The organism is Devosia epidermidihirudinis (assembly GCF_000971295.1).
In the GTDB taxonomy this organism is placed as follows: Bacteria; Pseudomonadota; Alphaproteobacteria; order Rhizobiales; family Devosiaceae; genus Devosia; species Devosia epidermidihirudinis.
Genome location: NZ_LANJ01000045.1, coordinates 65,576 through 92,307 on the forward strand (window position 1 = coordinate 65,576; position 26,732 = coordinate 92,307).

Here is a 26,732-nt window from a genome sequence, read left to right on the forward strand (position 1 = left end):
GACGTCCTCGAAAGGAAATCCTGACGAACCCGATCCACTTACATCAGGAGACGCGGCGAAGGAAGGGGCGCGTGCCCAGGGGCACTTCGGTGACGCCGACGGGCTGATAGAACACCGCGACCTCGGGGAGACGATTTTCGATCAGCGCCTGACGCGATGGCTCGTGGGTCACAACAAGAGCGTTGATTCCGCAACGACGCATAAGCGGAATCTGGTCCTGCAAAACGTCACCCACCCCCCTGATTTCGTTAGCATACTGGTAACGTTCAGCGAGCAAACGGGCGGTTGAATAGCCACGCCCATCGGTGAATGCAGGGAACTTGATCGCGACGGACGCGAACCGCCCCAGATCGTCTGCAACCGTCTCGATGTTGTCGCCAGGCGAGACCAACAGGCCAAGTGGATGCGGATTGGCAAGGAACGTTGCCCGATTGGCCAGAAACACCGGCAAGGGGACATGCTTGTAGCTCGCAGTCGCCGGATCGCTGTCCTCGGCCCATTCATGGAATGGATCGGCGATAAAGGCGCCATCCTTCCACAGCGTATGTCGGGTCGCAGCAGTCATCGGCGAGGCAATCGCTCCGTTGAAATCATAGTGGATGCCACATTCTTTTTTGTTGAGGCCGCGCCACCGTCCGGCGCGCGGGTCCTCGCCTTCGGCAACCACCGAGGTGCAAGGCGCGCAGCCAATGGACTTATAGCCCTTAGCGAACAGCGGATGCTCGGGCAAGGCGTGGTCGATCTTGTATTGATTGACGTCGGCGTCGGTAAAGTAGGCCAAAGGGTTGACCTTGATGCGATCATCGCTGGTCAGCTCAAAATGCGGCAGCACGCCGCGTTCCTTGGTCTGGAAGCGTTTGCGACCCGTGACCCAGCCGCCATATTGCTCAGTGATCGGCTCGAGCGGTTCGGTCTTGCGGATATGGCAGCAGGAGTCCGGATCGGTCTCCCAGAGCGTGCCGGCAGGATCGAAACGCTTTACGTCCTCGGCATTGGGATGGATCGCGTGCACATTGATCAGGCCGAGGTGCTTTTTGAGCGTCTCGACATAGTCCAGCGTCTCCTGGAAATGCTTCCCCGTCTCAAGGAAGTAGACCGGCATGGACGGATCGACCTGTGCCACCAGATGCAGCAGCACGGCAGAGTCAGCGCCAAACGAGGACACGATGGCAATGTCGCCAACCAGCAACTCGTTCGACGCCTGCCGCAGCACACCGACTGCGTCCATTTCGTCAAACATGCCGTTGAGGGCAAGAATGCCCAGCGCGCGTAGCTTGTCGTGCGCTGGCTGGGCCTGTTGGATCCTAGGCTGCGCCATAATGAACCTCTAGCTGAGCGGGTACGGCTCCATCGCCCCCTCTCCCCTGAGGGGAGAGGGCTGGGGTGAGGGGTTCAGCGTCCGCCGAAGGCGCGTACCCGTAACCAACACTGAACCCCTCACCCGGCGCGGTCGCGCCGACCTCTCCCCTCAGGGGAGAGGTGAAGGACAGATCAAGCATTGCCATAGAGGGCCTCCTTGAAGGGGGCTTCACCCAGGCGGCGATAGGCCTGGATGAAGGTTTCTTCGGCGCTGGTGCGCTTGGCGATATAGGTATCGACCAACGTCTCGATGGCGCCGGGCACCTTCTCGGCTTCAAAGCCGGGACCAATGATCTTGCCCACGGAAGCCGCCTCGGTAGCGTCGCCGCCCAGCGTGATCTGATAGAGCTCGCCGCCCTTCTTCTCGACACCCAGAATGCCGATATGGCCGACATGGTGGTGGCCGCAGGCATTGATGCAGCCCGAAATCTTGATCTTGAGATCGCCGATTTCAGCCTGACGCTCGGGCGCTGCGAAGGTGCGCGTGATCTCCTGCGCAATCGGAATCGAGCGAGCATTCGCCAGAGCGCAGAAATCGAGGCCCGGGCAGCAGATCATGTCGGTGATCAGCCCCGCATTGCCATCAGCCAGCTTGGCTGCGACGAGCGCATCGTAGACGGCGCGGAGATCGGCAATGGCGACATGGGGCAGCACGAGGTTCTGCTCATGGGTCACGCGCAACTCGTCAAACGAATAGCGCTCAGCCAGATCGGCGACGACATCCATCTGCGCATCGGTCGCATCGCCGGGGGCGCCGCCAACGGGCTTGAGCGACACCGTGATCGAGGCATAGCCGGGTTCGCGATGCGAATTGATGTTGTTGTCCAGCCAACGGCCATAGGCGGGATCGATGATGGACTGGTAGGCCACATCGATCTTTTCGGCAGACTGCGCCTTGAAGGCGGGCGGCGCAAAATAGGTGGTGATGCGGTCGACTTCATCAGCAGGCAGCGTCAGCACACCACCGCGCACTTCGGCGAACTCGGCCTCGACTTGACCCTTGATTGTCTCAAGACCCTCTTCATGGACCAGGATTTTGATGCGCGCCTTGTACTTGTTATCCCGACGGCCATAGCGGTTATAAACGCGCATGATGGACTCGAGATAAGCCAGCAGGTGTTCATTGGGCACAAAGCTATTGATCAGCTTGCCGATCATGGGCGTCCGGCCAAGGCCACCGCCAACCCAAACTTCCCAGCCGATATCACCCGCGGCATTAGCCGCAGCCTGCAAGCCAATGTCGTGGAAGCGGATCGCCGCCCGGTCATTGGGCGAGCCAGTCATGGCGATCTTGAACTTGCGCGGCAGATAGGTGAATTCGGGGTGCAGGCTCGACCACTGCCGGATGATTTCGGCAATGGGGCGTGGGTCGATGATCTCGTCGGCAGCGGCCCCGGCAAACTGGTCGGTCGTGGTATTACGAATGCAATTGCCCGAGGTCTGGATGGCGTGCATTTCCACGCTCGCCAGCTCGCCCAGAATATCAGGGATATCCTTGAGCTTGGGCCAGTTGAACTGGATATTCTGGCGCGTGGTGAAGTGGCCATAGCCACGGTCATAGGTGCGGGCGATATGGGCCAGCTTGCGCATCTGGCGCGAATTCATCGTGCCATAGGGCACGGCAATGCGCAGCATATAGGCGTGCAGCTGCAGATAGAGCCCGTTCATCAGGCGGAGCGGACGGAACTGGTCCTCGCTCAACTCGCCACTCAGACGGCGCTGCACCTGATCGGCAAACTGCGCAGTGCGGCCAGCAACGAAAGCCGCGTCAAACTCATCATATCGATACATGACCGTCCTCCCCAAGGTGCTGGCGGTCATAGATCTCGCCGTTCAGTGTCAGTGGCGCAGTGGGCCCCGCGGCGCGGATACGCTCGCGCAGGCGCTTGGGCACGATGGCGTCGCCGTCGCGCGTGACTTCCTCGATCTCAAGACTGATCACCCGGCCACCGCCCTTGGTGGCAGCCAGGGCAGCGTCGCGCTCGGGCTCCTCTTCCTTGGCGAACACGCGGGCGGCCTGCAGGTCTTCGACCCAGTTATTGTGGGTGTCGAGATAGACCGTCCCACCCGATGTCAGCTCATTGCCAGTCAGTATTTCCATGCTGCTATGCTACCTTGAAGCTCATACCGGAGAGCTGGGCAGCATCTGCCCAATCCCCGGCCTCAACGGCTTCGCCTACGAAAATGATTGCCGGACCATCGACAAACGCCACGGCATTGGCCGCGAGTGATCCGAGGGTTCCGGAATAGGTGGATTTATCGGCACGACCGGCGTTGACCACGATACCAATGGGCAGTGCAGGATTGGCACCCTGCCCGATCAGCCGCTCCGCAACCTCCGGCGCGATGGACTTGCCCATATAGAGCGCCAAGGTCAGGCCCGACTGGGCGAGCGCAGCCCAGTGGTTCAATTCGCTGTCGTCTGCACCATGAGCCGTTGCCATGATGAAGCCACTCGAGACTTTGCGCAGGGTGACGGGCGTTGCCGTATCGGCAGCAGCGGCAATCGCAGCGCTGACGCCGGGCACGATCTGATAGGCAATGCCGGCCTTACGGAGCGCGGCGATTTCTTCGCCTGCGCGACCGAAGATCATGGGGTCGCCTGACTTGAGACGGGCAACTTTTTTGCCCTCCTTGGCAAGGCGGACGATCAGCGTATTGATCTGTGCCTGGCTGAAGGAATGGTGACCCTTGGCCTTGCCGACTGAAATTTGCTCGGCGTCGCGACGCCCCATCTGCACCACAACATCGGGCACCAACTGATCATGCACAATGACGTCGGCTTCCTGCAGCAGGCGCTGGGCGCGCAGGGTGAGAAGATCTTCTGAACCCGGACCCGCACCGATCAGCCAGACAACGCCCCTGGCCGCGCCACGCGCGGCGTGGTCGTCCAGGAGACTCTCGGCATCCAGCCGCGCAGCTTCGAGACCAGTCTCAATCGAGGCTTCAACGCGGGTCGAGGTGATCAGATCCTCGTAGTATCGACGGCGGGCCGCGCCATCGTGAATCAGGCTCTCAACACGCTGACGCAAGCTCCCGGCCAGCCTGCCGATTTTGCCGATGCGGGGCGACAGCATGGCCTCGATGCGGGCACGCACCAGCCGCGCCAATACGGGCGCATCACCCTCGGTGGAAATGGCGACGGTCAGTGGCGCGCGATCGACAATCGACGGGGTGTAGAAATCGCACTCGGCGGGAACGTCCACCACATTGAGCGGAATGCCGCGTCTGCGCGCTTCGGCCTTAGCCAGCTCGGCATCGTCTCCCTCTTCGGCGACGAACACCAACGCAGCACCATCAAGGTCGGACGGCGCGAAAGCGCGCTCGGTCAGCTCGACGTCAAAGCCGCTGAAGTCAGCTTCGATATGGCGGGAGATAATCACGACTTGAGCAGTAGTCTTAGTGACCAACCGGGCTTTGTTGAGGGCTTCTTCGTCACCGCCGACGATAACGATACGCTGACCCTGTACTTTGTAGCTCAACGGAAATGTGTTGAGTTGACCCATTGGAACCCTGTTGTGACTAGTCGGGAAAATAGTCCAACACGGCCCTGCTCAGCAAGGCGTTGAAATTCAATCGCTTTTATATTTCCCTGCAACCCCGCTGCGTGGAACGCCGCAAGTGGGAATGCCGCAATGCCGCTAAATGAATCTGTGGGGGGATAGAGCGGAGAAAATTTTACTCTTGGTCAGAAGTGCGGCGCTCTCAAAACGAGCGTCATTACCCGACCCGTCCGGGCAATCCATTCCCCGGGCTGTGAGAGCAGATGGATCACCCGGACTAGCCGGGTGATGACGATGGCGGTGGGGGTGATGGCGATGAGAGGGCACCGCACAGTTACTTGGCCTCGCTGACCCTCTGATACGACCAAACCCTTCCCAATCGTCATTGCCCGGCCTGTCCGGGCAATCCATCGCCTCGGTCTGTGAGAGCAGATGGATCACCCGGACAAGCCGGGTGATGACGATGGGAGGGAGATTGGCGTTGGCCGGGTACGGCCGAGTGCCTTAGCCCTGACGGCTCGGAACGTGGACGACCAGACCATCGAGGGCGTCCTTGACCTTGATCTGGCAGCTGAGGCGGCTCTTGGCGGTAACGTCGAAGGCGAAGTCCAGCATGTCTTCTTCCATGTTGGATGGCCCGCCGACGGTCTCGACCCAGGCGTCATCAACATAGACGTGACAGGTGGCACAGGTGCAGGCGCCGCCGCATTCGGCTACGATGCCAGGCACGCCATTCATGATGGCCGCTTCCATAACGGTGGAACCGTTCGGGACGTTGGTTTCAATGCGTTCGCCGTCCTGCTGGACGAAAGTAATCTTGGTCATGGCACTCGATGGGCTTGCTGTTGCCTACCGATATAGGGGCTGGGGCTCAATTTAGGAACCCTGCCCTTGGGATCGGTTGACGCACCTGCTCACCAATGAGCGGGAACCGCGGAGACCTCATGGTGAGCTTGTCGAACCACGAGGCCGCACGAGTGAAGGCTTAGGTGCCACGACCTCCTCCTTCGACGAGCTCAGGATGAGGTCTACTGGGCAAGCCTAGAGGCCCAGCAAACCCTCGAGATAATGCCGCTCGATGCCGTACATCGCCTTGGTATCGGCGATCTGTTTGAGGATCGCGTCGCGGTCCCGGCCAGCGCGACCATCCTTTTCGGCGACGATCAGATTATTCTTGGGCGTGTGCGCATCCGAAACAAACTCGAACACCTTGGTCTTGTAACCATTGAGCTCCAGCAACAGGGCGCGGAGCGCGTCGGTGACCATCTCGGCCTGACGCTCCATGAAGATGCCGTGGCGCAGCAGAACGTCGAGCTTATCCTCGGCCTTGCCCGCTTCCATCTGGCGGCGGATCTGCTTGTGACAGCATGGCGCAACCGCAATGAGCGAAGCCCCGGCAGCTATCCCCTTGAAGATCGCATCGTCAGTGGCCGTGTCACAGGCATGGAGCGCAATGACCGCATCCGCGCCGCTGGCGTCGTAGTCGATAATCGTGCCGGGCACGAAGCTCAGTCCGTCAAAGCCGGACTCGGCGGCTGTCGTATTGCCGTCTGTCACCAGCTTGTCGCGCATCTCGACGCCAACCACTTCGGCCGGGCGATTGGCGACATTGGCGAGGTAATCGTAGAGTGCGAAATCAAGGTAGCCCTTGCCCGCGCCCATATCGACGATGCGCGGCTTGTCGGCCTTGATCGCTTGAATCAAGGGCGCAAAGATTTCGACCATCTTGTTGATCTGGCGGAACTTATCCTGCGCATCATTGCGCACGACGCCATCCTTGCCGGTGATCCCCAGCGCATTGAGATAGGGCTTGTTACCCCCCGCCAGCGGGTGGTTTTTGGCGCGATTATGGTCAGTCGACACCGCTTCTCGTCCGACGACTTTGGTGCGTTTGAGGCGGATCTTGTCGCCATTGCGCTCGAAGGCCATGTCAAAGCCGGTTGTCGACAGCTGCGCGCTGCGGAACTCATCCTTGAGCGCAATCCGCAGATTGCCCAGCGCTTCGGGCTGGATCAGGTTCTTGATGATGTCGCGTGTCTTGTAGTGGAAGGTGAAGCTGAACTTGTCGCCGCCCTTCACCGTGATCTTCTTGACGTCGACCGACTTCAGATCGGGCTCGCTGCCGTGATAGCCAGCGAGCCGGAGACGCACCAGTGAACCATCCAAAAAAGCGGACTTGGTGGCGCTGATCAGCTCTTCGATGCGGTCGGGGGCGGTCAATGCCGTTCCTTCGTAGTCAGGAAGTTGATCTTGGGGAAGTCCTGCTTGGCACGGTCGGCCCACCAAGCGTTCTGCGCCAGAAACACCGGCGCCCCGGTGCGGTCTTCGGCAATGTTCATCTTCTGGGCGGCAATGAAGCGTTCCAGTTCCTTGGCATCATCGCTTTCGATCCAGCGGGCCACTTCGTAATTGAGGCTCTCGAAGGTGATCGGCACGCCATATTCCTTGGCGACGCGCGACGAGAGCACTTCGAGCTGCAGCTGACCCACCACGCCCACGATCCAGTCGGCGCCGACAACACGGCGGAACACCTGCGTAACGCCCTCCTCCGAGAGATCCGATAGCGCCTTGGCCATCTGCTTGGTCTTCATGTGATCCGTGAGGCGCACGCGCCGAATGATTTCCGGCGCGAAGTTCGGAATGCCGGTCACGTTGATCGTCGCGCCTTCGGTCAGCGTATCGCCAACCGAGAGCGTGCCGTGGTTTGGAATGCCCACGATGTCGCCCGCTACAGCCTGCTCGGCCAGTTCGCGGTCATTGCCGAAAAAGAACATCGGATTGGACACAGCCATATCCTTGCCCGAGCGCACATTCTTCAGGCGCATGCCGCGCGTGAACGTGCCCGAGCACAGGCGGACGAAGGCGATACGATCGCGGTGGTTGGCGTCCATGTTCGCCTGCACCTTGAACACGAAGCCGGTGACCTTCTTTTCGGACGGATCAATCGGCGCTGGAATGGCTGGCTGCGGGCGAGGCTCAGGGCCCCACTCGCCCAGTGTGCGCAACAGTTCAGCCACCGAGATGCCCTTGAGAGCCGAACCGAAGAGCACGGGGCTCAAATGGCCAGCATGGAAGGTATCGAGGTCAAAGGCAGGCAGCATAGCGCGTGCCATTTCAAGCGTCTCGAGCGCAACCATGAAGGTTGGATCGTCCACCAGCGTCTCGTTGTCGAGCAGATCTTCGATCTCATTGTATTCAGCGATGGTCTTGCCTTGGGGGCTCAGCACGCGCTTTTCCAGAAGGTCGATATAGCCACGGAAATCCACGCCCTGCCCGACGGGCCACAGCACGGGGGTCAGGTCGAGCGCCAACTTGCTCTGGATCTCGTCGATCAGATCGAGTGGCGCCAGACCTTCACGGTCCACCTTGTTGATGAAGGTGATGATCGGAATATCGCGCAGACGGCAGACTTCAAACAGCTTGAGGGTCTGCGCCTCGATGCCCTTGGCAGAGTCGATCACCATGATCGCAGCGTCGACAGCAGTTAGGGTGCGATAAGTGTCCTCGGAGAAGTCCGAGTGACCAGGCGTGTCGAGCAGGTTCAGCGTCAGCCCGTCATATTCAAAGGTCATCACGGAAGAGGTGATGGAGATGCCGCGCTGCTGCTCCATTTCCATCCAGTCAGACCGCGTGGCGCGCACGCCTGACTTGCCGCGCACCAGACCCGCAGACTGGATCGCCCCAGCGGCAGCGAGCAGGCGCTCGGTCAACGTGGTCTTGCCGGCGTCCGGGTGCGAGATGATCGCAAAGGTGCGGCGGGTACGGAATGGCTCGGCGGTGGCGCGGTCTTGCGGCGACGCCTGTTTTGTCATGCTCATGGAGATTTGGCCTATGGGCGCCCACCCAAGGCGGCGCATCGCGTCAAATATTGCGCGTTCTATAAGGCAAGCGGAGGCTTTGCGTCAAACTGGGGGATTGTGGGGATTTGCCACGCCCTCGTCCTTCGACAAGCTCAGGATGAGGTCTGATGATAGATCCGACGCCGAAAGCCCCAGACTTGTGCGATATCCCAGTAGACCTCATGGTGAGCTTGTCGAACCACGAGGGCGTGGCATGGCATTCACGGTCTACATTCTCGAATGCGCGGACGGCTCATATTATACGGGGCTGACGCGGAAACCTGTCGATCAGCGGGTGTGGGAACACAACGCCGGAGTGGTCGAGGGCTATACCCATTCACGCCGACCGGTGTCGCTCAGGTTTGTGGAGAGCACCGAAAGTGCTCTCGAAGCAATTGCGCGGGAGCGCCAGATCAAGGGATGGTCTCGGCGCAAAAAAGAAGCGCTGATTGCCGGGCAGTACGAGAAATTGCCAGAGCTTTCCCGAGCAAAGGCGCCACGACCTCGTGGTTCGACGGGCTCACCATGAGGTCCGCTGGGATATCCCGCATTTCTCAGGCTATCACGCCACGATCTCCCAACGGACCTCATCCTGAGCTTGTCGAAGGACGAGGGCGTGGCACGCCCCCGTTACCGACGCCAAAACTACTTCGGCTCGTTGCTCAGCATGTGGGCGATGAAGCTGCGGACTTCTTCGATGGCGATGGCGATGTCGGACATATGCTCGGGCGCCATTTCGCGGCCGGCCAGGATGTCGCTTTCGCTCAGCTTGGCGAGTTCAGAGAGCGTCCAGGCCCCTACTCCGGCAGCAGCACCCTTGATGGAGTGCAACACCATGGCGCGCTCGTCCTGGCTGCTGGCGACTTCGAGACGGGCAAAATAGTTTTGCACAGTCGTGTCGAACATGCGGAGGATTTCATATTCGAGGTGCTCATCGCCAAGGCACTGCTTGGCTAGATGGACCAGATCGATCGGTCGCGATGCCCGATTGGGTTGTAGATGAACGACTTTTTCAACAGCCGCTGAATTCTGCGCCATGCTGGCTAATCCTATTACTCGCACGGCTACGCGTCGTTAATGGACAATGCCGTATTCAGCACCCTAGGATGGCTGGGTGAACATGTGATTAAGCCACATCTTCGCCGTTCTTTCCCGTTTGATGAGACCCACGCTTCTCCCCCAAAAAATTAACCTTTGGGTAAGAAAGCGCTCGGTTTGCATCAAATTGAATGTATTACTGGGCTTTGAACCAGCTTGCGGCGGCGAGAGTTGGGGAGACGATGCGGGGCTTTTGCATCGAATTGTTTCCAAATGGCGGTTTTCCCGGCAACGGGTGAACGTCATAGTCAACTCGCCTTTTCCGCCCTGTGCTGACCAGCCGATGCGAGAGTTGTAAAGAGTATGGCGAAGAACCCGACCCCATCTAACGATCCAGCCGCACTGGCCTTTTCGGCCGTGGAGGATGCGCTAAAGGACTCGGTCTTCAACCTCGACAGTGCGCCCGCGCAACCTGCTGAAAAGAAGGCCAATGACTCCAGCGCGCGCTCCGAGCGCCTGCGTACGGCTGACAAGATCGCCCAGCAGACCGGCCCGATCGCCAATGACGATCGCTTCCCGGCCTCCAAAATTCTCTACAACCTGCAGACCCGCTCCTCGACCGCCCCAATGTGGACGGCCACTGTGCTGTCGGCGCTGTGGCTCGCCGTCTCCGGCGTTGGCGGCTACCTGCGCTATGGCCCGCAGCTGTCCAATTTCGGTCAGTTTGCCGGCACCATCGATTTCATCGGCCTGGTCGCGATCATGGCCCTGCCCGTGCTCGGCATCTTTGCCGTAGCTACCCTGTTCCGTCGCGCGCAGGACCTGCGCAATGCGGCCTCCTCGATCACTCAGGCGGCTATCCGTCTGGCCGAGCCAGAAGTCACCGCTGCCGACAAGGTTGCCTCAGTCGGCCAGGCTGTGCGCCGCGAAGTCAACGCACTGGGCGATGGCCTTGAGCGCGCCCTGTCGCGCGCCGGCGAGCTCGAAGTGATGATCCACAACGAGGTCACCGCGCTCGAACGCACCTATTCGGACAATGAATCGCGCATGCGTGCGCTGATCGCCGAGCTGGCCAGCCAGCGCGAAAGCGTTCTGACCAATACCGAGCGTGTCCGCGAAGCCATCACCGAGAGCCACACCGGCCTCGTCTTCGATCTGGATATGATCAGCCAGCGCATTTCCGGCACCATCGTGGAAAGCGGCGGTAACCTGACGCGCGCCCTCGAGACCGCGGGCAATACGCTGACCAATTCGTTTGGCGAGCGTACCGAGACCTTCGTGGCGCTGGTCGACAATCGCACCACCGACTTCCTGAGCGCGCTCGACACCAGCGCCGGTCGCCTGTCGCTGACCTTTGACGATCACACCTCGACGTTGACCAACTCGCTCGACAACCGCGCCAGCCAGATCAATGCCGATGTGGAAAGCCGCATCAACTCGCTGACCAGCGCGCTCGACAGCCAGGCGCAGGTGATGACCAACGCCATCGATGAGCGCACCCGCCGCATCGAGCAGCAGACAGCGAGCCTGTCCGGTTCGTTCGACGAACGCGGTGCAGCCTTTGCCGGTCTTCTGGAAAACACGGCAAGCCAGCTGACCTCGGCGCTCGACGAGCGCACGATGGCCATTTCGAACCTGCTGACCGAAGGCGGCTCCTCGCTGCTCGAACAGCTGCGTGAGCGTGGCCACGAAGTCACCGGTGGTCTCGATCTGATCGGCCAGCGCATTGCCGAAGACATCACCGGCCGCTCGCGCGAAGCCGAAGTGCTGCTCTCCGCCCTCACCCGCCAGCTCGACGAGTCGGTCTCCATCCAGCTCAACTCGATGGATAGCCGCCTGCAGTCGACCCTGATCGAAATCAACGGCGCACTGGACGATAGCTCGGAACGCGCCCGCATCATGCTGGCTTCCGCCGGCACGGATTCGCTCGGTCACTTCGATGCCCGCCTCAACGAGATCGCCAACGAACTCGACCAGCGCCTGCAGGCCCTGGACGGCGTCATCGGCGACAAGGGTGACACCCTGATCAAGCGTCTCGACGCACAGGGCACCAGCTTTGCCGCCCGCGCCAACGTTCTCGAAATGGCGCTCAACGAAGAGTCTGGTCGCTTCGACGAAGTCGTTGCTGCCCGCACCCGCGAGATGAACGATCTGCTGGGCGCCCGCGCAGCCGAGATCAACAGCGTGATCGAGACCCGTGCCACCGAACTCGGCAACACGCTGACCGAGAGCACCCAGGCCCTCGACCAGGCCATCCATGGCCGCACACAGCGCCTTGCTGACACGCTGTCGGAAAAGACCACTGCCCTGTCGCTGGAAATCGACGGTCGCACCAGCACGCTGGCCAACCAGCTTGACGAGCGCACCGACGCCTTCAACAACCATTTCGACGAACGCGCTGCTTCGTTCCGCAACGACCTGGCCGAGCGTGCAGAGAGCTTCACCGGCGATCTGGCTCTGCGCAGTGCCGAACTGAGCAATGAACTGGCCTCACGCACCGCTGAACTGACGGGCGAACTTGCGACACGCAGCGCCGAGTTGACCAACGAACTGGCAGCGCGCAGCAGCGAACTGACCAGCGAGCTGTCGTCCCAGCGCAGCAGGCTGACAAGCGAACTGGCATCGCAAAGTTCCAGCCTGACCCAAGAACTCTCGACCCAAAGCACCCGCCTGACCGACGAGCTGGCTGCACGCAGCGCCGACATGAGCGGCGAGCTGGCAAGCCGCACGGCTGCGCTGTCCGAGGAACTCTCGACCCGCAGTGCATCGCTCAGCAGCGAGCTGGACGCCCGCACCCAGCAGCTGGCTCAGACCGTTGGCACTCGTACCCAGCAGCTCAGCGAAGCCCTCGGCGGTCGCACTCAGCAGCTCAGCGATACACTGGCCAATCACACCACCTCCATGGGTGAGACGATCAGCCTGCGCACGGCCGAACTGGCCGACACCATCGCAACGCAGGGCGAAGACGCGCGCACCAAGATCGAGGAATCGCTGCGCGGCGTGACCGACACCATGGCCGAACGCGTCACCGCCATGTCGGCTGTGATCGCCGACAAGGTGGCCGAGGTGAACACCAATCTGGGCACGGGCCTGGACAGCGCCATCGCCCGCATTTCGGACGCCGAGCATGGCGTTACCGCCCGCATCGACGCCGCCAGCTCCACCGTGGGCGAAAGCGCACGCCTTGCCGCCGACCTCATCGAGACTGGCGTCAACTCGGCTCGCAAGGCCATCACCGACATGGTCGACGAGCGCCTGGGCACCCTGCCCGAGGCCATCACGGCGCGCGCCGACATCACCGCAGAGCGCCTTGCATCGCTCAATGCCTCGATCAGCACCTCGATCACCCAGTCGATGGCCGATCTGGAAGCCGGCGCGGACCGCATCGAAGAAACCATTGCGACGCGCATCACTTCTGCGGCCAATGCCATCTCCACCGACGTTGCCGACACGGCAACCCGCATGGATGTTGCTGTCCGCAATGCGCTCGAGCAGATCCGGACTGCTGCGACCGACATCGATCAGATCGTTTCGGTCAAGGCTGTCGATGCTGTGAGCAATATCGAGACCCGCCTCAACACCATCAACAGCACCGTCGAGCACCACACCAGCACGTTCTCCGCACTGGTCAACGAGCGGACCGAACAGCTGCAGGGCGCTCTTGCCAGCCATGGCAACCTGCTCCGCGATGCACTCGGCGAGAATGCCAAGGAAGCCGAAGCCATCATGGCGGTTTCCACCTCGCGCATCCTCACCGATGTCACCTCGGCGCTCGGCAAGCTCAACGACTCCAACCTGCTGCTGCAGCGCGTTCTGGATGCCTCGACGGCCAATCTGGCGAACCTGGAAACCAGCGTCGCCCAGCAGACGTCGAGCTATTCCAACACCGTGCGCGACGCCATCGGCCAGACCGAACAGGCCGGCGCAATGGTCACCCAGCATGTCGGTGCCCTTCAGGCCACCATCCGCTCGATGGTCGACGAGTTCGCCACCGTGCTCGGTAAGCTCGACGCCGAAGCTGGCCAGATCGTCACCGCGTCGAACACGCTGTCGACCACAAGCGAGCTGGCTCTCGAGACCCTCGAAGACCGTCGCGGCGCCATGGATGCTCTGGCCCAGAGCTTCACCAGCCGTGCCGACGATATCGATGGCCGCATGCGCATGTTCGCCCAGACCATCGCCGATACCGTCAATGACACTGAACGCCGCCTGATCGGCGCCCGTCGCGCCATGGACGACGCCCTGACGGCAACCACCGGCACTGTGGTTCAGACCCTGGAGCAGACCACCGGCACCATCACCGCAGCGCTGCAGACCACCACTGCGGACGTCAACGATGCGCTCTACGCGACTAACGAACGCTTCTCCACCTCGCTGCAGTCCAATGCCAGCCAGGTCGACAACGCCGTTCAGCGCGCTGCTGAAGCTGCTTCCCTGGCCCTCAGCCAGACCGCATCGCAGGTTCGCATGACGCTCAACGACCAGACCAATCTGGTCAACTCGACGCTGGAAGAGAACGCCCACCGCGTCAGCGACGTACTGGCAACCACTGCTGGCAATGTCACCGACGTGCTCACCACCACGACCAGCACGCTGGCCGACACCATCAGCGACAGCTCGATCTCGGTGCGCAACGCCATCGCGTCCAACACCGGCCAGCTCCGCAACGCCATCGACCAGACTACCGGAACCTTCCGCCAGGCTCTGGACGAAACCTCGGGTGAAGTCACCGACCGCCTCGGTGAGTTCCGCGGCGCCGCCGATGCCGAAGGCCGCCGTGCCAATGCTGCCCTGCAGCAGGCACAACAGCAGATGGTCGCTGAAATGCAGCGCGCCATCGAAGAAGCCACCCTACGCTTCAACGACACCGCCCGCGCCATGCGCGAGACGGCCCGTGAAGTGGGTAGCGAGCTCGAATCCACCCGCGCCGAACTGGCTCGCGGCGTCAATGAGCTGCCCGAAGAAACCCGCGCCAGCGCCGCTGCCATGCGCCGCGTCGTGGCCGAGCAGATCGAAGCGCTCAGCGAGCTCAACGCGATCGTGCGCAGTCAGCCAGCAACCAACGACTTCAACGACCGCCGCCCACAGCGCCCTGCTCCGGCTCCACGCCAAGAAATCGTGCGCGATGAAGCACCGGTTTATCAACCGACCCGCCAGGAGCCAGTTCGCGACGCCTATCGCGAACCAGCCCGTCAGCCACTGGTCGACCCGATCCGCACCATGGAGCGTCAGCCCGAACCAATCCGTCAGCAGGAACCCGTTCGTCAGCCAGCACCCCAGCGCCAGCCAGAGCCGCAGCCCGTTGCTGAAGCCGAAGCGGAAGCGCCGCAGGCCGACAATGGCGGCTGGCTCCGCGATGTGCTGCGCAACGCCTCGGCCAAGCAGCAGAGTGCCCAGCCACAGCAGGCAAGCCTGTCCGGCCTGACCGAAGAGATCGCCCGCGCAATCGACGACGGTGCGCTGTCCGATGCCTGGGGCCGCTATCAGGCTGGTGAGTCCAATGTGTTCTCCCGCCGCATCTACACGCTGGCCGGTCAGGGCACCTATGACGAGGTTCGCAAGAAGCTGCAGCGCGATCCCGAATTCGCCCGCACCGCGCAGGCTTATATGTCGGAATTCGAACAGCTGTTGAAGCGCGCCGCCGCCGGCCCTCGCCCTGCCGCGGAAACCCGCGAGTACCTGCTGTCCGATCGCGGCAAGGTCTACACCACCCTGGCCCACGCCAGCGGCCGCCTGCACTAAAGTTCAGCGACAAGACAAATCAGACGGCTCCGGGAAACCGGGGCCGTTTTTGTTTGTGGAAGAGTGGGACTGGAGGCGGCGCTAATGTGGGTGGGGGAGATCTTGGCAGGTCCATGTCCGGGCGTGGCCGCAATCATGCCACACCCACTGACGCTTCCCGCGGACTTGATCCGCGGGTCACTGTCACCGCTTGCCGTGTCGGAGAGGCCCACGGATCAAGTCCGTGGGCAGCGATTGTGGGTGTGGGTCTGGGGGGAATGTGAATTTGGAGGCGAGCGTCAGGCGCTCATGGTTCGATTGGCTCTCAAAGACTACGGAGGGTTTGATAGAGCGGCGACGCGAGCTTGCACCCCATTGATGCCCCCAACCAGATAGTCTCCGCACCAATCCCACCTACCCGACGGCCACATCCTCTTTCGGCTGCATCATGCGCAGGGACAGCCATATGCACAGCGCACCGACCACTGCGGCTGCCGACGCGATCAGATAAGCATGCGCGCCGTAAAGGCCGACGAGCCAGCCGAAGCTGACCAGCGCGAGAACCGACATGACCTGCTGCGACACCGTAAAAAGGCTTTGGGTTTCCGCCGCGATGTCTTCGCTGGTCCAGTTTGCGATGAAATGCACGCAGCCGAGATATCCGAGGGCATATGTTATGCCGTGGGTGAGTTGCAGCAGGACCAGAGCCCAGACGGGTGGCGAAAAGGCCATGGCGGTCCAGCGTAGAACTGACATGATTGCGGATGCCAGGATCAAGTGGCGCGCCGAAACCCGGCCGCCAAAGCGCCTCCACAGGAACATCATGCCGGCTTCAGATAACGCGCCAAGTGCGATCAGCGGACCAATGATGTTCTCGGAAATGCCCTGCTCCTTCCAGAGCAGCGAGGCAAAGGCATTGAGAATGTAGTGGGTGCCGAAAATGATCGAGAATCCGATCAGCGGCAGGATGAACCACGGCTTGGTGATCACTTCACGCAGCTTGCCAGCGACCGGGCGTACCGAGGCGACGGTGACCTGATCGGCAGGTGCGCGGAAGGCGGGCAATTGCAGTGCAGCGGCGGCGCGCAACAGGGCGAGACCGACAAACAGCGGCACGAAGATCGCCGAGCCAAACCACACCACGAGGAACCCCGTCAGTGCGTTGAACAGCATGTAGCCCACCGTGCCCCAGGCGCGGATCGTGCCGAAATCGCTGCCGTTGCGGCGTGTCATGCGCATGGTGGCCGCGTCGAGCACGGGCGTCACCGCTCCGCCTGGGAGCGCAGCCAGCGTCCAGAACAACAGGATGCCCCAGAACTCGTTGACGAAAAACAGTCCAATCGGGACGATGCCCGCGATCAGTGCGCCGATGACGATAACCTGCCGCCAATCCTTGGCGCGGTCAGCGACGCGGCCAATGATCAGATTGAACGCCAGGATGGCGAAAACTGGAACCGCATTGATCAGACCAATTTGTTCGGTCCCTATGCCCTTTTCGCTCAGCCAGATCGGCAGGAACATCACGGCGGCGCCGGGGCCCATATAGTAGGTGAAGTAGAACGCAGTGGTTCTCAGCTCAGGCGACGGACGCAGACGGGCCTCGGGCAATGCCATGGTCGAACTCGGTGCGGGTCTGGCTGTCGCCGACCACAATCAATAGGGCGTTATCGAACAGCCATATCGATTTCATAGGTCCAGTCAACGCAGTTCGCGCGGTGGCATCATCCGAAGCGACAGCAGCACGCAGCCAATTCCAAGCACAGCCAAAAGCGACGAGGCAAAGAACGAGGCGGCCCCAAACTGCACCACCAACAAACCGAATACCGTGAGCAGGGAGAACGACGCGCCCTGCTGCAGCATGGTGGCGAAGCCTTGTGCCTCGGCGGCGTTCGACTCGTTGGTCCAGTTGGCGATGAAATGCACCACCCCGAAATAGCCGAGGCCAAAGCTGATGGCATGCATCAGCTGGGTGACGAACAACACGGCCACGGGCGGATTGAACGCCATGATGGTGAAGCGGATCAGCGAGGCGACGCAGGCAGCCAAGATCATGTTGCGCGCGGTGATGCGCCCACCGAAGCGGCGCCAGGCGAACATCAACGCAGCCTCGCCTGTGGCCGCGACGGCTAGCAGCGGCCCGATGAAGTAGCCCGGCACGCCATTCTCATGCCAGAGCAGCGCACCAAAGCCGCCGATCAGTGCGTTAGAGGCATTGACCAGCGCAAAGGCCAGCAGCGGCAGGATAAACCAGAGCTTGAGTGAATCTTTGAGGCGCGTGCGCTCGGTGGCAGCAAGCGTTGCCTTCTGGCTTGGCGCACGGAAGCGCGGCAACAGCAGGCTAAGCAACGCCCGCAGCACCATCATGGCGATGACCAGCGGCACGAAGGCATCAGCGCCCCACACCGACAGCAACATGCCAATGCCACCTGCCCCAACAATGTAGCCGACGGTTCCCCAGGCGCGCACCACGCCGAAATCTGTGCCGTTGCGGCGCGTCATGCGCAGGGTGGCAGCATCAATGAGCGGAGCGATGGAACCGTTGCTGAGCGTGCACAGGGTCCACACCAGCACGATGCCCCAGAACTCGGTGACAAAGATCAGCGCGAAAGACACCACGGCGCCGAATATGGCCATGATGGCAATGACAGTGCGCCAGTCATTGGCGCGGTCAGCAAGTCGGCCAATGTAAAGATTGGCGGCGAGCAGAACGAGAATGGGAACGGAGTTGACCAGCCCGATCTGATCGGCCGGCAGGCCATGTTCATCCAGCCACAGCCCCAGAAACACCGAGGCGACCGCGCCCGGAAGATACATTGAGAACTGGAACAATGAGGCACGCAGCTCGGGACTGGCCAAGCGCGAGAGAGCCGACGACATGAAATGAACTCCGGGCAAATCAGCGCCCGTAGCTTTGGTGCATCCACTTCAGCGCTAAGGCAAGTGCAATAGCCTCAATTGTGTCAGTCCAAAGACATCCGCGACTTAAAGGGCGCACTTTGCTCGAAAAGCAGTATTTTTTGCTTAGCTGGCCGCCTTGCGTAGACGGAACTTGCGCGGCTCACCCGCAGCCATTTCGGTCCACTTGACCAGCTCGAACTCACCTTCCGGCGTCTCGACGATGGCCGTGCAGCTCTCTACCCAGTCACCCGTATTGATGTAGTGGATGCCCAGGCGGTCATGCATGTCGGCGAAATGGATGTGGCCGCAAATGACGCCATCAACGCCCGATTCCTTGGCCTCATGCACCAGCGCCTCTTCAAAGCGGCCGATGACGGAAACTGCGTTCTTGACCTTCTGCTTGGCCCAGGCACTGAGCGACCAATATTGCAGACCAAGGCGACGACGCACCCAATTGATCGCGATATTGACGCGCAGGGCCGCATTGTATGCCCAGTCGCCAACATGGGCGAGCCACTTGGCATTCATCACCACGACGTCGAACTGGTCGCCATGGATGACGAGGTAGGTTTTGCCTTGCGCAGTGGTGTGAACCGTACGGTCGACAAATTCGACTTCGCCGAAATAGGTCCCAAGGTATTCCCGCAGGAATTCGTCATGGTTTCCAGGCAGATAGACGACGCGCGTACCGGCATTGGCTTTGTCGAGCAGCAGCTCGATCAGCACATTGTACTCGGCAGGCCAGTGCCAGGAATTGGCGAGGCGCCAGCCATCGACGATATCGCCAACCAGATAAATCGTCTCAGCGTCGTGCGCGCGAAGGAACTCGATGAGCTGTCCCACCCGGATCGGCTTCATGCCCAGGTGTACGTCCGAAATGAATATGGCCCGGACCTGTCGGACTTCGCGGTCATCCGCCATCAAGCATCGTCTCCTGCACCCCATTACCGGGGCCAACGGTCGCGCATCCTATCTGTGGTTGAGCCAAGAGGAAACCACCGCTCGCGAGAAGATGGGGAAAGTGCCGGAGCTGCGTTTTCTCAGTGAATCCGGCTCTTTAGCGCGACAATTCGGTCGTAACTCTGTTCGATCCGCGCCGCGAAGGTGGGGTCCCTCTCAGCTTCGGCGACCAAAATATCGCGAATCTCCGTCGCCAGACCCGGACGGTATTTTGCCGTATTGGAAAACAGCAGCACGTCCATCCCGGCGCGAACCGCCTGCGCGACCGTCTCTTCCAGCGTAAAATGCTTCCGGATGGCCCCCATCTCGAGATCGTCGCTGATGACGACGCCCTTGAATCCGAGTTCGTCGCGCAGAACGCCGGTGATCCATTGCGGTGAGAGGGAAGACGGCGTCTGCTGGTCCGCATCAGAGTAACCGGCGTGGTAGAGATGGCCCACCATCACCATGTCGACATCCCCATCGGCCAGCAGCGCACGATACGGCTCGAGCTCTTCAGGCTTCCAAGTGTTGGTGATGTCGACAAAACCCTCGTGACTGTCGCCAGTGGACGAGCCGTGGCCGGGGAAATGCTTGAGGGCGGTCAGCAGCCCCGCCGCATGGTGGCCTTTGATAAAGGCAGCGTCATAGCTGGCAACGGTCTCGGCGTCCTTGCCAAAGGCCCGGCCGAACCTGGCGATGATCTGGTTTTTAGGGTTCAAATTAATATCGGCAACCGGACCGAAATTGACGGTGAAGCCCAGCTCGGCAATGCCTTCAGCCATCTTGGCGTAGATGGCCTCAGCCTGTTCGGGCGTGTTGTCAGCCGCGATGGTTTCAGCATTGGGGATTTCAGTGAAACCGACAGCGCTGGTGAGGCGCTCCACCATGCCACCTTCCTGATCCAGCGTGATGAAGGGCAACAACTCTGGCGAGGCTGCGCGGAACTCGGCGTTCATGGCCGAAACATCAGCGAGGGAGGTGATGTTGGTCTTGAGATACATCACCCCGCCGATTTCACCCGCAGCGATCTCGTCGCGCAGGGCTTTCACGGAAGGCGCGTCTGCTGACGTTCCCTTGAAGCCGACCACAATCATTTGCCCAGCCATCTGTTCCAAACTCGCCGCTTGTGCCGCCGTAGCAGACAGCATCAGAGCGAGGGCGGCGGGCAGAAAGCGCAGGGAACGGGTCAAGGCAATATCCAGACATGAATCGTGGGGTAACGATGCACGTCAAAAGGCGTCGAAACAATGACCCGGGATTGCTCCCGGGTCATAGATTTGCCTGAGCCTAGCGGTTCTGGCGGTTCTCGATCAGATCGTTGACCACAGCAGGATCAGCGAGCGTCGAGGTATCGCCGAGCGTACCGAAGTCATTTTCTGCAACCTTGCGCAGAATGCGGCGCATGATCTTGCCCGAGCGGGTTTTGGGCAGGCCGGGCGCGAACTGGATCAGGTCCGGTGTCGCAATCGGCCCGATTTCCTTGCGGACCCAAGTGCGCAATTCGGCCTTGAGCGCATCATCGCCTGCTTCGCCAGCCATGAGGGTAACGTAGCAATAGATGCCCTGCCCCTTGAGATCATGCGGATAGCCAACAACGGCGGCTTCGCTGACTTTCGGGTGGCTGACCAGCGCGCTTTCAACCTCGGCAGTGCCGAGACGGTGGCCGGAGACGTTTAGCACGTCATCGACGCGACCGGTGATCCAGTAATAGCCGTCTTCATCGCGACGACAGCCGTCGCCGGTGAAGTAGTACCCTTTGTACTGGGTGAAGTAGGTTTCAACGAACCGCTGGTGATCGCCATAGATCGAGCGCATCTGGCCGGGCCAGCTGTCCTTGATCGCCAATACGCCTTCGGCCTTGGTCTGCTCCTGAATGCGCCCCTCTGGCGACAGCACAACAGGCTGCACACCAAAGAACGGCACGGTGGCCGAACCGGGCTTGGTGGCGATGGCGCCGGGGAAAGGTGCAATCATGTGGCCACCTGTTTCGGTCTGCCACCAGCAATCGACGATCTCGCAGCGGTCCTTGCCGACATGGGTGCGATACCAAGTCCAGGCTTCCGGATTGATCGGCTCGCCGACCGTGCCCAGCAGGCGCAGCGACGGCATCGGGTACTTGTCGGCATATTCCGAACCAGCGCCCATCAGCGAACGGATCGCGGTTGGCGCCGTGTGGAAGATGTTGACGTTATGCTTTTCCACGACCTGCCAGAAGCGCGAGGCATCCGGATAGGTTGGCACGCCCTCGAACATCAGCGTGGTCGCGCCGTTCGCGAGCGGACCATAGACGATATAGGTGTGACCGGTGATCCAGCCGACGTCAGCCGTGCACCAGTAAACCTCGCCATTGCGATAATCAAAGCTCAGCTGGTGGGTCAGCGAACCATAGACGAGATAACCGCCAGTGGTGTGCAGCACGCCCTTGGGCTTGCCGGTGGACCCGGAGGTGTAGAGGATAAACAGCGGATCTTCCGCGTTCATCGGCTCTGGTGGGCAATCGGCATCCACGGTCGCCACTGCGTCGTGGTACCAGATATCCCGGCCCTCGACCATGTTCACCGGATTGCCGGTGACCTTGACGACGATGACCTTCTCAACGCCTTCGGTCTTGGCCAGCGCCTCATCGACATTCTTCTTGAGCGCGATGGTCTTGCCGCCGCGACGGCCTTCGTCGGCGGTCAGAATGATTTTGCTGCCGCAGTCGATGACGCGGCCGGCAATCGAGTCAGGCGAGAAGCCGCCAAAGATCACCGAGTGAACGGCGCCGATACGCGTGCAGGCGAGCATCGCCACGGCAGTATCGATGACCATGGGCATGTAGATGGTGACGCGATCGCCCTTCTTGACGCCATTGGCCTTGAGCACATTGGCGAAGCGGCAGACGCGATCATGCAGCTCGCGATAGGTGGCCTTGCCATCGGTGCCGGGCGTATCGCCTTCCCACACAATGGCAGTCTGGTCACCGCGCGTTTCAAGATGACGATCAAGGCAATTGTAGGAGACGTTAAGAACGCCATCCTCGAACCATTTGATCGACACATCAGGATACGCGAAACTGGTGTTCTTGATCTTTGTCGGAAATTGCACCCAGTCCAGGCGCTTGGCCTGCTCTGCCCAGAACCCGTTCGGGTCCGACACAGAACGGGCATACATGCTCTCGTACTGAGTCTTGGTTACATGGGTGCGTGCGATCGCAGCCGCACTTGGCTGGAATACGAGCTGCTCGCTCATAGGCTTCCTCCCTTATCTCTCCCGGCACCGTTCTACTGAGCCACCCTCCAGCCCGCAAGTCCCTGAAACTGCAACTTTAGCCACCCTGCGTTAACTGCCGGGAGGGAGAGCGCTTCGGGGCCCAGAAATGCTCTGCTATTGTGAGGGTTCAACGGAGCGGGAGCCCGTCATGACCGATACCGTAGCGTCAAGTTTAGCCGTAGAAGTCACCGCGCCAGGCAAACCAAGTTATCGGCCTGCCCGATATTCAGACCTCGATCTCGTTCGCAATCGCTTGGCCGAGGTCATTGCCGAGACGCCATACTACAGCGCGACCTTCAAAGCCTATGAGAGCGCCAGGCTGTCCAAGCAGTATCTTGCAGCCCTGATTGATGCAGACCCGCATCACGTCATGCTTTTCGAACGCGACAACAAAGTCGTCGGCTTCATGATCTCCGGCCCAGAGCTGGGCACGTTGTGGCTCTATTGGAGCTATCTTTTCCCGGAATACCGCCGTGCATCTGGCGTCGTGTGGGCAATGAAGACCTTCATAAATCACTGGGACAATGGACGGTTCCACAAGATTGCCACCTACACCAAGGAGGGCAACGACGCCGCCGCGGTGATCATGACGCGCACGGGCTACAAGCACATCGCAACGCTGGAGAACCACATCTTTGGCGAGGACTATCAGCTGTACGAACGACCACTGACCAAGGCAGTCGATGGCTATGACCACGGCACAAGTGGCGGGATCAAGAACAAGCTGCTGCGCCGCCTAAAGATGGCGTTTGCACGGTAGTGGTCCGAGGATGGGGTTAGAGGCGGCGCGGCTTATTCCGCAGCGACCGTCAGGGCCTTGCGATTGCGAAACCATTGCATGATCGACACGTCCAGCTTGGCCGTGCGCAGGGCGATGTACCAAAGACCCACCGACCACACGGTGATCGCTATGATGGCCGACAGCGCCGCGCCCATGAGCCCGAACCAGGGCACCAAAAGCCAGTTGCCCACTGCCAGCGAGACGATACCGAACGCCACAGACGGCAGGCTGGCGTAAGGCCGATCGTGGATGGATAGCACCAGCGAGGCTGGGCCCATAACTGAGCGGATCACCAGAGCCAGCGACAGCACTGCCAGAGGCGCCGCGCCAGCCGCGAAAGCCGGGCCGAACACCATAAGCGCGAATGGCGCGCCGATCAGAACCAGCACGAACAGCACAATGGACAACGCGCTCGCTACCATATTGGCGTCACCGACCTTGCGATTGAACGCAGCGCGATCGTCATTGGCTTCGCTCTCAAACATGTCGGGCATGGTGACCGCATAAACCGCATAAATGCCAAACGACATCAGCGAGAAGATGCGCGTCGCCACACCAAAAATCGCGAGCTCTTCCCGACTGAGGCTTTGGCTGAGCAGCAGAAGATCGATGTCGAAGAAGAAGTCGGTGGCCAGTGCGATCAGCACCCATGGCACCGCAAAGCGCCACCAGCGCCGCCGCTCACTCGGACGGGCCGGCGCCGTATCAGGGATCTCGCGCATGGCGACGATAACAATGCCAAACTGGATCATCGAGACGATGCAGCTGCCGATGGCGATGTACCACAGCATGGTGGCAAAGCCCTCGGCAGGCTCGGAAAAGCTCGCCGTGATACCAAAGGCCAAAAGGACAATCAGCGGACGAAACACTGCGTCGGCGAAGAACCCTGCGAACGGGCGCTTGAAACCCACCAGCAGCGCGCCGCTGACATAGACAAGCGCCGCGCCAAAGGCGAGCATCACGATGGGCAGGAAGTGTTGCGACAACGCGCTTTCGCCGTGCCCCAACAGCGCGATGACCGGCTTGCCGAGCAGCAACAAAAGCAGCAGCGCGATAATCACGTGACCATAGGCATGCGCAATGAACGACCAGAGTTGGCGGCGCTCACCGCGCGCACGGTATTCTGACGAGAAGTACGTACCAACCGTGTGAAAGCCCAATGGCATCACAACCGCGATCAGGTTCACGGTCGCGGTGACAATGAGGTACTCACCCAGCAGATGCGGTCCCCAGATGCGGGCGATCAACGCCTGCACCACAAAGATCAACCCCGCGCCGGCAAGCCGCGCGCCGAAAATGATGGTAGATTGCGAGGCGAGCCGTCTGGTGAGGCTCATTGCCCTGCCCTGTCTTTGGTTGGTGTCTGATTCGACTTCGTCTTCGGATTGCGCCAACCGTCGATGACCCGCTTGATCTTGTAACCCGCGTCACGCGCAGCAAAAGCTGCCGTGCCCACTAGGTAGGCCCGTCTGTGGCTGGCGTAGTTGGCGACCGGCGGGACAGGACGAATAACGCCCGCGTTGCCGACCATGCCCTTTTTGAACTGATGCAGGCCCTGAAAGCCATCGGTGCCGCCCAGATCATACCAAGTGGCGCTGGTGTTATCGCGTAGCCAGCGAATGATGTTCCAATGCAGGAAGTAACCGGCGCGCAGGGGCAGCGCCTGATCATTGGTGGCGCCATAGAGATAAACCGCGCGGTCGCCCGCCTTAAAGATCAACCCACCCCCAACGACCACACCCTCGTGCCGAACGAAAAACAGTTCAGGCTGCAGCGGGTCATCGAGCGCCATCAGACTCGAAACGGTGTCATAGGCCGAGTGGTCGACAAACTGCTTGCGGTCCGTCATGGCCGTATAGAGTTCTTCAAACTCACCGAACCGTTCAGGCCCGGCATGTTCGAAGGTAAGCCCGGCCTTTTCGGACTTGGTCAAGTGATAGCGCCATTTCTGGTCGAAGCTGCGGCGCTGGGCAGCATCATCGAGACGCAGGTTGACGATGTAGCGATTGGGGAAGCCAAGCTCGCTGCCCCGCTTAAAGCCACGCGCAATCAGGCGCTGGTAGTCATGATTCTCGGGATCGATCGATGCTGCTGGCAACACTGACAGCATCTGCCCGCGCGCATCGGCATAATCGGCAACCAGGGCCTCGATCATGCCTGCATGGATGGACGCTGCATCAGGACGACGACTGTCCTTAAGCATCGGCCCCCATTTCGCCACGGCGATGTTGCCCAAACGGAGTGGCAAGGGCTGCACCATCATCAGGGAGCCGCCGACGACTTCACCATTGAGCAGAAACAGCATTGGCTCCTGGGTGACCCCGGGCCAGCGCGTAGACGCAAATACGTGGAGCTGCTCCTGGCAGACCTCATCGAAGTCGGCGATGACGCGGTCCCATTCGGCACCGCTGACGATTTTGGTGTCGAGGCGAAGGGCTGTCACGCCGCCGCGAGCGCCAGAAGGCACCTCCACTTCGGCATGGACCAGTCTATCGGCTAACACGGACATCAAAAGAGGCTTTCCGCTCAAAACTATCGAGCGGAAAGCTATCGTGGCAAGATGAGTAATTCCCTAGCTGGGCGAAACAAATGCCGCAAAACTGGGACTTGGTTACCAAAGACTAATGCGTGGGGACCACATGGCCGGAATAGACGAAGGGAATGGTTGGCAGGGTGTAGCCCAGCAACTGATCGGCACCTTCGTAGACCATCTTGGCAGCCACGTAGAGGATGATGGCCAGACCAACCCAAGCGATCCAGCGGTGCTTGGTAAGGAGGCCCGCGATAAATGTCGCCGCCACGCCCATCATCACGACCGAGAGACCAAGGCCAAAAATCAGCGCTTCAAGGTGGTGCTGCGCAGCGCCAGCAACAGCCAGAACGTTATCAAGTGACATCGAAACGTCAGCAATGATGATCTGGATAACAGCCTGACGCAGCGTCTTCTTGGGCGCACGGCCGGCAACTGTGCCATCGGCGTTGAGATCGGCGTTCTCGAGCGCTTCCTGAGCCTCGGCTTCGTGATCATGCGGCTCGCTGAGCTCGCGATACATCTTCCAGCACACATAAAGCAGCAGAATGCCGCCGGCGATCAGGAGCCCCCCGCCAAGCGAGAGCAGCTGCGTGGTGATCAGCGCGAAGCAGATGCGCATGATGGTAGCGGCAATAATACCGATCAGGATGGCCTTCTTGCGCACGTCCGACGGCAAGCCGGCCGCAGCCAGCCCGATCACGACGGCGTTGTCGCCCGCCAAAACCAGGTCGATCATAATGACCTGTAGGAGCGAGCTGAAAAAACTCGGATCGAAGCCGAACATGCGGAGAGTCCTTGTGAGATGTCGGAGGCACAGACGTTCGGCTATATCCCTCTGCCCCGACAGTGGGAAGCACAACCGGACA

At 60.8% G+C, this 26,732-nt stretch carries 19 protein-coding genes; 3 read left to right on the forward strand and 16 right to left on the reverse strand.

The genetic code is table 11. The features are described 5' to 3' along the window. Positions 1-43 precede the first annotated feature (43 nt). The 7 genes from WH87_RS19430 to WH87_RS15870 form a co-directional block, all read right to left on the reverse strand. The gene (locus tag WH87_RS19430; protein WP_082092743.1) at positions 44-1,318 is read right to left on the reverse strand and encodes a phosphoadenylyl-sulfate reductase; all 1,275 of its coding nucleotides are present in this window, start codon (positions 1,316-1,318) and stop codon (positions 44-46) included. A 173-nt stretch (positions 1,319-1,491) separates the two neighbouring features. Next, positions 1,492-3,180 carry a nitrite/sulfite reductase gene (locus tag WH87_RS15840; RefSeq protein WP_407060051.1) on the reverse strand — a complete coding sequence of 563 codons (1,689 nt, stop codon included), beginning with the start codon at positions 3,178-3,180 and terminating at the stop codon, positions 1,492-1,494. Beyond that, the gene (locus WH87_RS15845) at positions 3,137-3,460 is read right to left on the reverse strand and encodes a DUF2849 domain-containing protein (protein WP_046140571.1); all 324 of its coding nucleotides are present in this window, start codon (positions 3,458-3,460) and stop codon (positions 3,137-3,139) included. The genes WH87_RS15840 and WH87_RS15845 overlap by 44 nt, the downstream gene beginning before the upstream one ends. A gap of 4 nt (positions 3,461-3,464) precedes the next feature. After that, the gene (gene cysG / locus WH87_RS15850; RefSeq protein WP_046140570.1) at positions 3,465-4,865 is read right to left on the reverse strand and encodes a siroheme synthase CysG; all 1,401 of its coding nucleotides are present in this window, start codon (positions 4,863-4,865) and stop codon (positions 3,465-3,467) included. Between the two features lie 501 nt (positions 4,866-5,366). Continuing rightward, complete coding sequence (locus WH87_RS15860; protein WP_046140568.1) at positions 5,367-5,687, reverse strand: 2Fe-2S iron-sulfur cluster-binding protein; 321 nt, start codon at positions 5,685-5,687, stop codon at positions 5,367-5,369. Between the two features lie 216 nt (positions 5,688-5,903). Beyond that, positions 5,904-7,082, reverse strand: coding sequence for a class I SAM-dependent methyltransferase (locus tag WH87_RS15865; protein ID WP_052726636.1), 1,179 nt, complete (start codon positions 7,080-7,082; stop codon positions 5,904-5,906). Continuing rightward, positions 7,079-8,680 (reverse strand): peptide chain release factor 3, encoded by a 1,602-nt coding sequence (locus tag WH87_RS15870; RefSeq protein WP_156458260.1) that lies wholly within the window; start codon positions 8,678-8,680, stop codon positions 7,079-7,081. Before WH87_RS15870 ends, WH87_RS15865 begins: the two co-directional genes overlap by 4 nt. Positions 8,681-8,915: 235 nt before the next feature. Between WH87_RS15870 and WH87_RS19435 the strand changes: the two genes are divergently transcribed. Further along, positions 8,916-9,230 carry a GIY-YIG nuclease family protein gene (locus tag WH87_RS19435; RefSeq protein WP_082092745.1) on the forward strand — a complete coding sequence of 105 codons (315 nt, stop codon included), beginning with the start codon at positions 8,916-8,918 and terminating at the stop codon, positions 9,228-9,230. A gap of 116 nt (positions 9,231-9,346) precedes the next feature. Here WH87_RS19435 and WH87_RS15875 read toward each other — a convergent pair whose 3' ends face one another. Continuing rightward, positions 9,347-9,739, reverse strand: a complete 393-nt coding sequence (locus tag WH87_RS15875; RefSeq protein ID WP_052726635.1) for an Hpt domain-containing protein — start codon at positions 9,737-9,739, stop codon at positions 9,347-9,349. A 363-nt stretch (positions 9,740-10,102) separates the two neighbouring features. Between WH87_RS15875 and WH87_RS15880 the strand changes: the two genes are divergently transcribed. Continuing rightward, positions 10,103-15,481, forward strand: a complete 5,379-nt coding sequence (locus WH87_RS15880) for an apolipoprotein A-IV repeat region-like domain-containing protein (RefSeq protein ID WP_046140567.1) — start codon at positions 10,103-10,105, stop codon at positions 15,479-15,481. A gap of 393 nt (positions 15,482-15,874) precedes the next feature. On the opposite strand, the gene WH87_RS15885 is transcribed toward WH87_RS15880, so the two are convergent. From WH87_RS15885 to acs, 5 genes are all read right to left on the reverse strand, one after another. Then, positions 15,875-17,074, reverse strand: coding sequence for an MFS transporter (locus WH87_RS15885; RefSeq protein WP_046140566.1), 1,200 nt, complete (start codon positions 17,072-17,074; stop codon positions 15,875-15,877). Between the two features lie 84 nt (positions 17,075-17,158). After that, entirely contained in the window at positions 17,159-18,337 is a 1,179-nt protein-coding gene (locus tag WH87_RS15890) for an MFS transporter (RefSeq protein WP_046140565.1), read from the reverse strand. Between the two features lie 144 nt (positions 18,338-18,481). Beyond that, entirely contained in the window at positions 18,482-19,279 is a 798-nt protein-coding gene (locus WH87_RS15895) for a UDP-2,3-diacylglucosamine diphosphatase (protein ID WP_046140564.1), read from the reverse strand. Between the two features lie 119 nt (positions 19,280-19,398). Further along, entirely contained in the window at positions 19,399-20,490 is a 1,092-nt protein-coding gene (locus WH87_RS15900) for a glycoside hydrolase family 3 protein (RefSeq protein ID WP_052726634.1), read from the reverse strand. A 97-nt stretch (positions 20,491-20,587) separates the two neighbouring features. Then, the gene (gene acs, locus WH87_RS15905) at positions 20,588-22,531 is read right to left on the reverse strand and encodes an acetate--CoA ligase (RefSeq protein ID WP_046140562.1); all 1,944 of its coding nucleotides are present in this window, start codon (positions 22,529-22,531) and stop codon (positions 20,588-20,590) included. Between the two features lie 169 nt (positions 22,532-22,700). Between acs and WH87_RS15910 the strand changes: the two genes are divergently transcribed. Next, on the forward strand, positions 22,701-23,312 hold the full coding sequence (locus WH87_RS15910; RefSeq protein ID WP_156458261.1) for a GNAT family N-acetyltransferase: 612 nt from the start codon (positions 22,701-22,703) through the stop codon (positions 23,310-23,312). Positions 23,313-23,344: 32 nt separating this feature from the next. Here the strand turns inward: WH87_RS15910 and WH87_RS15915 are convergent, their stop codons facing one another. The 3 genes from WH87_RS15915 to WH87_RS15925 all read right to left on the reverse strand — a co-directional run bounded on the left by WH87_RS15915 (position 23,345) and on the right by WH87_RS15925 (position 26,650). Then, the gene (locus WH87_RS15915) at positions 23,345-24,670 is read right to left on the reverse strand and encodes a lipopolysaccharide biosynthesis protein (RefSeq protein ID WP_046140560.1); all 1,326 of its coding nucleotides are present in this window, start codon (positions 24,668-24,670) and stop codon (positions 23,345-23,347) included. After that, positions 24,667-25,842: a lipid II:glycine glycyltransferase FemX gene (locus WH87_RS15920; protein ID WP_046140559.1), complete on the reverse strand. Its 1,176-nt coding sequence runs from the start codon at positions 25,840-25,842 to the stop codon at positions 24,667-24,669. Before WH87_RS15920 ends, WH87_RS15915 begins: the two co-directional genes overlap by 4 nt. Before the next feature lie 112 nt (positions 25,843-25,954). Then, positions 25,955-26,650, reverse strand: coding sequence for a TerC family protein (locus WH87_RS15925; RefSeq protein ID WP_046140558.1), 696 nt, complete (start codon positions 26,648-26,650; stop codon positions 25,955-25,957). Positions 26,651-26,732: the final 82 nt, after the last annotated feature.